This window comes from Bacteroidales bacterium (genome assembly GCA_026418905.1).
In the GTDB taxonomy this organism is placed as follows: Bacteria; Bacteroidota; Bacteroidia; order Bacteroidales; family DTU049; genus JAOAAK01.
Map to the genome: position 1 here is coordinate 1 of JAOAAK010000046.1, position 10764 is coordinate 10764.

A 10764-nucleotide genomic window follows, 5' to 3' on the forward strand; every position below is an offset into this window, starting at 1 on the left:
GAACGAACAAACGATGGTTTCGACCATCCATTGATTGTTCCATGACCTCGATACAGCAATAACGAGGTTCCTTGATTGATTGCCGTACGAATCTGATAATAATTCCCGTTCCAGGGAAAGAAGGGCTTTCGAAGATGAGAAGGTACGGGTTCGCCGGCACTGAAATAATCGTTGTTCCAATAACGAGGATCATCCGTAGCATCAGCATAATAAATGCGATTGATCCCTTTACCTAAAAATTCAAGATATGAAGCTATTTCTTCGATGGTTTGAGAAAAACGTCTGTCTTCATAGGTGTCGTTGTTGTCGTCCTGAAAGTGAGATACAAGTGTGATTTTTTGATAGTAAGATGACTGCAAAGGTGGATTCTGCTCATAACGCATCACCTTACGTATCATACTCCTGGCTTCAGCTACAGTGCTTGCAGGCATTCTGCCAATAAAAACTTCAGGAAAATAGTCATCTCCTTCTAACAAAGTATAGGGAAAATCAGAATAATAATAACCTTGATTATCTTGCACATACACAGCTGGGATTACTTCAACATCACCTAAAAGTAAAACACAGGATAAAGAAAAATCCTTTTTAAAATAATAAGCAAGAATACTATCTTTAACCGAACCAGCAGTCCATCCCGGACATGAAACAACCCTTACATCATATCCCAAAAGAGTTTTCCACATTGCAAAGCTATCGGCCAAAAATTTAAATGTTGGTCGAGTCAGAATAAGATAACCTTCTATCTGCGTATGAGAACTTTTATTGATCATAAACGGATTTAGTACAATATTTCTAAGAAGGACAGAAGGCAATTCTTGCTTTAATTTAATTGATCTATTGGCAATGCGAAACACTATTTTTTGATGGAAAATCCATTTTTGATTAACAAAATCATATTGGAAAGGATAAATTCCAAGCTGAACGAGATTTTGCCCAAAAGCTCTCGTGCGGCGTTCGATTTTTACGATATCAGACGGATAAAGTGAATCAGAACTTTTGAAAGTATCTTTAATAGATACTATACTTGCAACTTCATAATCAGTCAAGTATTTTTTTTCTGCAGGTAAAAAACCACCATAGAAGAAGGTATCAGTAACGGATATGAGCCTTATTTGTGGAAAGGCTTCGTCCCAAATTAACCAAGGATGAAATGAAGAAAGAGAGGGCCTGCCTGAGTCAAGGATGGTAGAAAAATGAGGAAAACGTGGAACTATGCATAATTTTCCGTTGCGATAAATGCTATCGAGCACCCATGACTTAAATTCAAGCTGAATGTCTACTGAATCATTTTTCTGAATAAAGTATGTAACCTTTATAGCTTGAGAGAAAAACATATGAGCTAAAGAAACGAGGCATAAAAAAAGAAAGGTTCTTCTCATCTCATCTATACAAATGAATTACTCCTCTTAAAGTTCTTTTTCGTAAGCCATCTAATGTTTTTTCATATACATCACAAACATAAAAATAGACCCCTTCAGGACTTAGTTGATGAGTGTACATGTTTTTTCCATCCCACAGTATCATAGGGTTTTGAGTTTTAAAGACTTCCTTACCCCAACGATTAAAAATGTGGAGGTCAATACGTTCAACAAAATCAAACGGGAATGGACAAAACAGATCATTCCATCCATCACCATTGGGCGTAAAAATATTAGGTAAACTATAGAGATCACACAGATCGATGTCGACACATATTTCGGGAGAAAATGTACTTTCGTTTCCTGAAGAATCAATAGAAGTTAGTTGATAACAACCGGCTACTGTATTTTGGAGTTGATGATAATAATTCGATACATTAAAAGTATCTACTGGTTGCCATTCATCTAATAAGAGAGTCGGCTTGTAATAAAGAACAAAACCATACCAATCTTCTTCGTTACAATTAGGATTGCGGTAAGCTGTAATTTGATTTTGTATCTCAGAACAAAGCGTTTTTACTTCAAGTGTTGGGGGACAAGGAGGTTCAAGATCTTTAGGCATGAGACAAACTTCTTGAGAGAAATTCCGCAGAGGAACTGGTAATCCACTCATGGTATATCTCCCAACTGTTTCAACAACATAACAATATGTTTTATTGTTAAGTAGACCCGTATCTAGAAAAAAATTAGTCAAACTCTGGCCAATGGAGTCAAATTGCTGAGTTTGATTATTTTTTCGATAAATTACCGTATAATCGATCAACCAAGGAACTTGAGTTTCCCAACTCAAGAAGATAGCTTTGTTCAAAGAAGTTGGCTTAAGAAAAACTGACCAAGCAGGATAAGAAATTCCAACGTCAACAAAATTGCTTGTTCCGTTTCCTGACTGAAAATGAATTTTATATCGATACTTTTTATCCGTTGTATTTAAATTACTGTCTATAAAAGCACCCGCATTTAAACCTTCTATAGAAGATATGGGAATCTCATTTCCATCCTGCACCATTCTATATAATACATAACGATAAGGTGGCTGAAAGGCTGTTGAATCCCATTTGAGAGGTGGTATCCATTTAATTTGAATTTTTCCATCAAGTACACTAGTTCTAGTAACACTCACATGTGTGATTAATGGCACATCTGGCTCAATTTGAGCACAAGCCTCTAAAGAAGCTTTGCTTAAAGCACCATCAGCAAACCAATATATTATCCTATAACAATATTCGTTACCAGCAGGTAATTCCATGCCTCCATTATTGTCTAAATAACTTGTCTGAGAGATATCATAAATAGTGTCTATGCAAACATAACCTAGATAGGAAGGAAGTCCAGTCTCACATTGAGCTGGATTAAATGAACTTGGTCCGATTTTTCTATAAACATAATATCCTATCGCATTCGAACATGATGCAGGATCCCACGACACCAGCACATTGTGCCCTTGCGCCTGAGCTGTTACATTCTGCACAGGTGGTGCAATAACCTCCAAAAATCGAGTTTCTTCAATTGTTTTATATGGACTAACACGTAAAAGCCTAACATTGTCAATACCCCAATGATCATAATCTTTGTCCGTACACTCAAACTGAATCCAACGAACTCTAACATTTGACGATAAAAAAGTAGGTGGTATGGGAATAGAAAAATTATTCCACTTAATCAGATATGATGCATGGCCAGGACTATCAACCGGAAAAGCAGGATTGAAATAAGCTAGCGTAACCCAATTTTGTCCATTTACACTACATTGAACGTATACACCTTCGTCGGGTTCATCGGGTCCTTCACAGTCGGTGTTAGGGACACCTGTATGAGTAGAAAAAAGCATATCAAACACAAGAACATAATCCCCATTTGAGAGATCGAGAACGGGTGAAAGTAAAAATCTTGGAGTGGTCGAATCCTTTCCAAACCACAGATATGTCGTAGAATCCCATCCTTCTCCGCATGTTTTTCCGATTAAACCAGAACTTGAATGCGTGAATGGACCAGAACTTCCATTAAAACTGCTTAACATTTTCCAGCTTCCACTATCTGAAAAAGCTTTTACCTGGAAAGTTAATTCATAGGGATCTTTCCTAACCTCATGACAAGTGGGTAACCACGAGAAATTTGAAACAACTTCATGTTGGTCACATAATGATAAAAATTGCGGGGGATTACCGATTGAAAAAACATCCGAAAAAACCGTCAAACATACGCTATCATTACCTGTTAGAGATGCCCTCACTTGTTCAGAGAAATTTTGTCCGGCTATGACACAGGTATCAGAAAAAACATCAAGTTGTGGTTGATTAGGCTGACAACTTACCACTTGAACAAGAGATGTCCTAGCAATAGTACCCACAAGAACACCTTGCCAGTATTTTTCTACGCGAACAGAATACGCCCAAAAACCATTCATAGTAGGAACAAAAGTTACCTTGCCAGTATTTTGATCGATCTGAAATCCATTCGAAGACGAAGGAAACACATAACCAGAAGCTATCTGATTGCTACTGCTACGACATGGTTGAAGAAAGTATTTGAGCTCGTCATGATCATTTCCAGGAATAGCCTTTAGATCTAAGGTAGATGTTTGATTTATACATGCACTTTCGTTGGGTGGCAGCAGAAAAGTTGGAGAGTTAATATAAGTTAACATGGTTGTAACGAAAATCTTTGCTTCTATATAAAGAGGCTCTTGATGCGAAAGAGTAATATTTGAAACAGATGTGGGATAATTTTCATATAAAACAGAAACAGTGTAGAGTCCTGATCCAGCATATGTATGGGTTCCTCGATACACCACTTTCGTTAATCTTCCTGGTAAGTCTTGGTGAAACATATACTGGACAAAACCCTGCGTATTATCCCCCCATTGGATAGGAATTTTTTGGTCGACTGGCGTATGATCTAAAGTATAAATGATAACATCAACACGATACGTTAATGCATTGCTTTTTTCCCATATTAGTTCGATGGACCAGATATTCATGGCTTCGGACAAAAGCGAAAATAAGGAAACGAAAGCCACTAAAAAATGTCTCACACGTAACTTTTTCCAAAGATAAATAAAAAAATCATTCCTTGTTTAGCTGCTCGAAGAATCTACTAAATATTTCTTTCAACGTTATTTTAAGTATTGGCACGAAGAAAAAAGGCACATCATGCTCAAAAGTCATGGATATCAATGTTTTATCGGTATGAATCATGGAAAGCGAAACATTTAAAGCAAAAGACCTATCAGGCATAGATGGAATTTCAGGTTTCAAACGAAAGGAATTATCTGAGATTTCTTCAATTTTTATTTTTATAATCCCAAGTGCTTCGTCAAAAACTTCTACTTCATTATCCATAAAATTAACTTTCTTGTCGGGTGGGATTTGAATCACATCTTTTAGCAAGTAAGGTTCTCTGAAAATTTTTCTGATTTCATCGATGTTTTTATTCACCGTATAGGTAGGGAAATCCATTTCCTTCATTGGGCATTCCATTTATCTGGTGCAATACGCCATGCTTCTAAAGTTTGAAGCATGTCTTCATGTATATAACCTGAGATTATCGCTTTTTTCAAAAGGGAAGGATAATCTGAAAGTGTAACTAACTTACATCTCATCTTTTCGAACGATTCTTCTGTCGATGGAAATGCGTAACTAAAGTTTGCCATCATTCCAAGAACTTCGACATGATTTGCTCGAAGAATATCAAGCACTTGCAAGCTGCTTTTTCCTGTCGAAACAAGATCTTCGACAATCACAACCTTACTTTCTGCCTTAAGATCTCCTTCTATTTGGTGTTGAAGTCCATGATCTTTAGGATTAGATCTTACGTAAACAAGAGGCAACTTCATTCTGTCAGCAACCATGCTCGCCCAAGGAATACCTGCTGTTGCAACTCCAGCAATAACTTGAGCTTCTTTAAAGTAAGTATCCAAAATCTTTATCATACCTTCTAAAATGACCTCTCTTGCATCTGGATATGAAAGAAGCCTTCTGTTATCACAATATATGGGAGATTTCCAACCACTTGCCCACGTAAAAAAAGAATCTACAGATAACAAAATTGCTTTCTTTTGCAATAAAATTTCTGCTATCTTTGCTGAAAATTCTTCACTGAACAACATGCAACAAATATATAAAGTTTTTACATCTTCCAAAGTTATAGTATTTTCAAATTCAGCACCATCGGATGAACATATTCTAGTTTTAGATGCTAGTGCTTTGGTTAACATTCATGGAATTTTGAAAAACTTTGAACAAAACCCTTCCGTTCAGATTTGCTATTTTGTAGATGCTGAAGTGGAAAAATTATTTTCTAATTTTTACTCTCACATGCGAGTTATTCCAGCTGCTGGTGGAATCGTATATAGCCCACAGAAAAAAGTTCTTATCATCTATCGTCTTAAAAGTTGGGATTTTCCCAAGGGTAAAATTGATTGGGGAGAAACTGACGAAATGGCAGCCTTGAGAGAAGTTTCAGAAGAAACAGGTATACAAGATTTGACTATCGTCAGGCGACTTCAACCTACTTTTCATCTATACAATGCTGGGGATAGTTACATACTTAAAGAAACTCATTGGTTTTTAATGAAATGCTCGACATCTCCCTTGCTTAAACCTCAATTTGAAGAAAACATCACCCAAGTCAAATGGGTTGATTTGGATGAACTTGAAAAATACAAACCCCTGATGTACCCATCACTTCATCAACTTATTGATGAAGTGCGTCACATCCTCTTTCAAACGGTATAATTTTTGTAAGTAAGCGAAACAAAAAAATAAACGTATGAATGCCATCAAAACCTTTTTCATTTTATTGTTAATGTTTGGTCTATTTCTTCTTGTTGGTTATGCAGTTGCTGGTGAAGAAGGTATGTGGATAGCCCTCATGTTAGCTACAATTTTTAACGGATTGTCCTTTATTTTATCTGACAAAATTGCTTTGATGATGTATCGTGCTCGAAAAGTCAGCCCCGAAGAAGCTCCCGAATTACACAGAATGGTTGAAGAGTTGGCAGATGAGGCAGGTATACCCAAGCCGGGTGTCTACATTTCTGAGATGGAGATTCCTAACGCTTTTGCCACCGGACGAAGTCCTAGACGTTCAGCTGTGGCTGTAACACGTGGTTTGTTAAAATATCTCGACAAAAACGAATTAAAAGGAGTTCTTGCTCATGAAATTGCACACATCGAACATCGGGATATCCTGACTGGAACTATTGCTGCAGTCATTGCAAGTGCCATATCATTCATAGCTCAAATGGCCTATTATGCAGGTTTTTTCTTAGGAAGAGATAGGAACAATGGCGTAGGTAGTTTGTTATATTTGCTTGTATTAGCTATTCTTACACCTCTTATAGCTAGCATGCTTCAAATGGCCTTATCTCGCACAAGGGAATATGCTGCCGATGAGCGAGGAGCAAGATTGGTAGGAAATCCACTTTACCTTGCCAATGCTTTGAGAAAGTTAGGGCTTTATACAGCCCATCGTCCAGCTTCAACCAGCGAAATCAATCCCGCAACTTCACATATGCTCATTGTCAATCCCTTTAAGGGCGGTCTCGCTAATTTATTCAGTACTCACCCACCTATTGAAAAGCGCATTGCAAGACTCGAAAGTATGATCATTTAAAATAACTTTTATTCGTCCTCCCATTCAACCTTAAATATAGGTTGAATGGGTTTTTTGTTTTGATTTTCATGAATGGTATCTCTTTTCTTAAATAGAAATTCCTTCTGAAACGCTTCTTTCAGTTCTGAGCGTTGCCGTTCAATGTTCTCTTTCACTATTTCTTTGATGGTTAATCCGCTCACTTCAAATTTTGGGTTATCGACCGTACCAGTGACTCCTATGTAAATGGAAGGGTCATTAATACGACTTCTAACTACCTCCCCGTATTCACTTTCTGGAGCTGATTTAATTTTTTTACGTTTGAGTTCACTGTATTTTATCTCAACTTGATATTCTACCTTCCCATCAAAGGTTTGCATACCTTCGATCCATAAATTACCCACACTGGATTTGATGAGCATTCTGTCGAGATAAACTGTCTGATCAGCAACGACAACCCGACCGTTTAATTTCTCGAACCGTACGTGTTCGAAATCTCTATCTTTTAAGTACTTTTTTAAATCATTTAAAGGGGCATAGCCAATCAATTCTCCATTTTCCATGCTAATGATGAAATCAAGTCCTATGGTCGAATCGATGACTTCACCTTTTTTCGATACGTCAAAAGCAACATTTCCCTTTACATTAGCTTTTCCCCTAATATGATTATAAGTAATGGTCGTTTGATCGAAATTGTTAAATTCGTAAAATAATTCCCTTACATCAATAGAGGATACATCAACATTAATGTTGTATAGATCTTGATCTTTATGAGATTGAACAATAGCATCAATTTTACCTTTACCACCTAAGGACTGAAAAGTAAAATTCTCAGCAATAATTTTATCTGAATAAACATATATTCTTCCTTTAATGTTTTTCACGGAAAGGTTGCCATAAAGAAATTCATCTACCCGCAATTTCAATGAACCAGTCAATAGAGGCAAGCCAGTTGAATGATGAGAACCATCGGATGAAGTGGATATAAAGACCGTATCGATGTCTTTATAAAGTATCCGTTGAGAATAAATTTGCCCATCTACAATAACTTCTTCAGAGCTAAAGAGATGAATCCACGGACTGATGGTCATTTTTCCACTTACATCTGAATTTCCGAAAACACATGATAAACTGTCCACGAAAAGCTTGTTTTCGTTGATGTTAAGTCGAGCTTGTAGATGCTCAATAGGCATGGGCATATCTGTGTATTGTATGGTTACGTTATGAAGTTTTATATCAGTCCATATTTTTTTCCGGTCCCAATGATCATCGAACATTTGATGAAAAGAATCAAACTTATCATCCAGTCGAAGTAAAACCCGAGCTTCCCCCTCAAACACTTTAAAATCATTCAATTTAAACCATTTTTGCAAAGATGATAAATTCATTTCTCCTTCCATTTCAAATTTAATGGATGGTTGAAGGAAATTGCGAATCTTCAATCTGCTTTTCCAATTTCGTTCATCCAGTTTGTAACTTAAATCGTTGATCTCCAAAACATAAGTTCTCAAATCATTTGATTTTTGAGCCTTAAGTTGCATACTGAATTGCATATCATGTAATGAAACTCGTGAATCCGGATCCATCACATGTCCTTTCATCACCCGAATGTTTGAACTAATAGCAGGAAACGATGTTTTTGAGAACTTCCCCGAAATACTGAAGTCTAAGGAAACATTACCTTTTATTTCATATTTTTTGATTTCTTCCAGCCATTGATGAGGCAGCAACGAAAACAAATCTTTAAAAGTAGTTTGGTTAAGTGTTGCTTGTGCATTGATATGTCCGTTTTCCCAATGATAATGACCCTGGGTTTTTAGCCTTACATTCTCCAAACGCAGATCTGCATTGCTCCACATGATCATGAATTTGTCTGTGTTTACTTGGAATTTTCCTTGGGCCTTCACTTTTTTATTCTTACATATTTCATATGAATCAAGTTCGAGGGTAAAACGATCGAATTCGGCATCCTGTTTTACATCAAAAACGTTTTCATAAAAATTTCCTTGAGCTTTCATTTGATTAACAAGGCACTTGATCATCAGCCTATTGTAGTTGTCCTTGTATGTGAATGCAACATTTTTTATCTGAATTTGCTTAAGTTCTATTATAAAATCCCGAGAACGAGTGTTACCTGTCGTATCTGTTTTCCATATTTCATAGTTTGCCACCCCTTTATTAGTTACTTGCATGTTTAGAAAACCATCCATTACGTTAATTTGGTTGAGTACGTAATTTTTTTTCAATAAATCCCATAAATTAAAGCTAAATCCTATGGTTTTAACTTGTAAAAGAACTGAATCTTTTGTTTTGAAATTTACACATCGAACCCCGTGAAGAACTATTGTCAAATCAGGAAAATTCTGAAATACGGTGTAATCTATTTTTTCAATGTAAATACGCGCATCTATGTGCTGGTTCAGAAGCTCTATGACATATTTCTCAATCTGAGTCCGATGAAGCCATGCCCAAAAAATAACTCCTGACATAAGCAAAAACAAAACCAAAAAGGAAATCAGAAAAATTTTGATTACTTTTTTCCATGCAACTCTTCGTTTCATCTTTCGTTCATGGTTTATTGCCAAAAGCATTCCACCCTCGGGCCTTAAGTTCTATTTCCTGTTCGGCTTTGTTGATAAGATATCTTCCGGATTCAGGTGAAGTAATGTACCCGATTATTGCTATATCGTCTCTGTTCTTTATTTTGTCATAATCATAAACTGATATAGTAAACAACAATTCATAATCCTCTCCCCCATTAAGTGCCATGGTTAATTCTGGAATGTTAAACTCATCTGCCACTTTCTGAGTTTGAATATCAATGGGAATTTTCTCCTCAAAAATTTTGCACCCGACATGAGATTGCGAGCAAATGTGAAGTAATTCAGATGACAGCCCGTCCGAAATATCAATCATACTGGAAGGTTTGATTCCAAAACTTTTAAACTTCTCCAAAATATCGAGACGTGCTTCGGGTTTAATTTGCCTTTCTATTACATACTCATATCCCTGCAGATCAGGTTGAATATTAGGATTGGCTTCGAAAGTGACTTTTTCTCTCTGAAGTACTAGTAATCCGGCATAAGCCGCTCCCAGATCACCTGTAACGCAGATTAAATCATTGACCTGTGCACCTTTTCGATAAGTAATAGCGTGTTTTTCTGCCATACCAACAGCAGTTACAGATAAAATAAGACCTTTTTCGGACGAACTCGTATCTCCTCCCACTAGATCAACATTGTATTTGCTACATGCAAACTCAATTCCTTCATAAATTTGTTGTACAGCTTCGAGTGAAAAACGATTCGAAACAGCTATTGTTACTAATATTTGGGTAGGTGTAGCATTCATGGCTACAACATCGCTTAAATTAGCAATGACTGCTTTATATCCTAGGTGTTTCAGTGGCATCCATGTTAAATCAAAATGTACATGCTCAATAAGTATATCTGTTGTTGCCACCAATACCTTATCATCACTTATTTCAATTACCGCTGCATCGTCTCCTACTCCAAGCAAAGATGAAGGTTGCTTAAGTTGAAATTTTTCAGTTAGAATTTTGATCAACTCAAACTCACCTATTTTATCTAGTGGTGTAAAAACTACGTTCTTATCTTCCAGCATTTTTTTGTCAAAAGTAATGTAAAAGGAAATAATACAGGATACTTATAGAAGCTAGTTCATTCAACATTTATTAGCACATAATATTCATAGCACTTAATATTAAATTAATTATCGCATGTTATATTTGTAA

General features: G+C 36.4%; 8 protein-coding genes. 2 read left to right on the forward strand and 6 right to left on the reverse strand.

Features of this window, described 5'->3' with window-relative positions; translation table 11 throughout:
- The 4 genes from N2Z72_08635 to pyrE all read right to left on the reverse strand — a co-directional run.
- Positions 1 to 1379, reverse strand: a 1379-nt coding sequence (locus N2Z72_08635; GenBank protein MCX7697738.1) for a C25 family cysteine peptidase, incomplete at its 3' end; no start/stop codon positions are given.
- Between the two features lies 1 nt (position 1380).
- Positions 1381 to 4449: a gliding motility-associated C-terminal domain-containing protein gene (locus N2Z72_08640; GenBank protein MCX7697739.1), complete on the reverse strand. Its 3069-nt coding sequence runs from the start codon at positions 4447 to 4449 to the stop codon at positions 1381 to 1383.
- 31 nt (positions 4450 to 4480) lie between these two features.
- Positions 4481 to 4882, reverse strand: a complete 402-nt coding sequence (locus N2Z72_08645; protein ID MCX7697740.1) for a hypothetical protein — start codon at positions 4880 to 4882, stop codon at positions 4481 to 4483.
- A complete protein-coding gene (gene pyrE / locus N2Z72_08650) occupies positions 4879 to 5523 on the reverse strand; it encodes an orotate phosphoribosyltransferase (protein ID MCX7697741.1) in 645 nt (214 codons plus the stop codon). The genes N2Z72_08645 and pyrE overlap by 4 nt, the downstream gene beginning before the upstream one ends.
- Here pyrE and N2Z72_08655 point away from each other — a divergent pair.
- Together N2Z72_08655 and N2Z72_08660 are read left to right on the forward strand one after the other, a co-directional pair.
- Positions 5522 to 6151 (forward strand): NUDIX domain-containing protein, encoded by a 630-nt coding sequence (locus N2Z72_08655; GenBank protein ID MCX7697742.1) that lies wholly within the window; start codon positions 5522 to 5524, stop codon positions 6149 to 6151. The two genes, pyrE and N2Z72_08655, sit on opposite strands and share 2 nt — an antisense overlap.
- A 34-nt stretch (positions 6152 to 6185) precedes the next feature.
- Positions 6186 to 7031, forward strand: a complete 846-nt coding sequence (locus N2Z72_08660) for a zinc metalloprotease HtpX (protein ID MCX7697743.1) — start codon at positions 6186 to 6188, stop codon at positions 7029 to 7031.
- Positions 7032 to 7039: 8 nt separating this feature from the next.
- Here N2Z72_08660 and N2Z72_08665 read toward each other — a convergent pair whose 3' ends face one another.
- Entirely contained in the window at positions 7040 to 9571 is a 2532-nt protein-coding gene (locus N2Z72_08665) for an AsmA-like C-terminal region-containing protein (protein ID MCX7697744.1), read from the reverse strand.
- Between the two features lie 7 nt (positions 9572 to 9578).
- Positions 9579 to 10634, reverse strand: a complete 1056-nt coding sequence (gene thiL / locus N2Z72_08670) for a thiamine-phosphate kinase (GenBank protein MCX7697745.1) — start codon at positions 10632 to 10634, stop codon at positions 9579 to 9581.
- Positions 10635 to 10764: the final 130 nt, after the last annotated feature.

Coding starts and splice junctions, on each gene's coding strand:
- N2Z72_08645 (MCX7697740.1), bottom strand. CDS start 4,882: ATGAAGGAAATGGATTTCCCTACCTATACGGTGAATAAAAACATCGAT.
- N2Z72_08655 (MCX7697742.1), top strand. CDS start 5,522: ATGCAACAAATATATAAAGTTTTTACATCTTCCAAAGTTATAGTATTT.
- pyrE (MCX7697741.1), bottom strand. CDS start 5,523: ATGTTGTTCAGTGAAGAATTTTCAGCAAAGATAGCAGAAATTTTATTG.
- N2Z72_08660 (MCX7697743.1), top strand. CDS start 6,186: ATGAATGCCATCAAAACCTTTTTCATTTTATTGTTAATGTTTGGTCTA.
- N2Z72_08665 (MCX7697744.1), bottom strand. CDS start 9,571: ATGAAACGAAGAGTTGCATGGAAAAAAGTAATCAAAATTTTTCTGATT.
- thiL (MCX7697745.1), bottom strand. CDS start 10,634: ATGCTGGAAGATAAGAACGTAGTTTTTACACCACTAGATAAAATAGGT.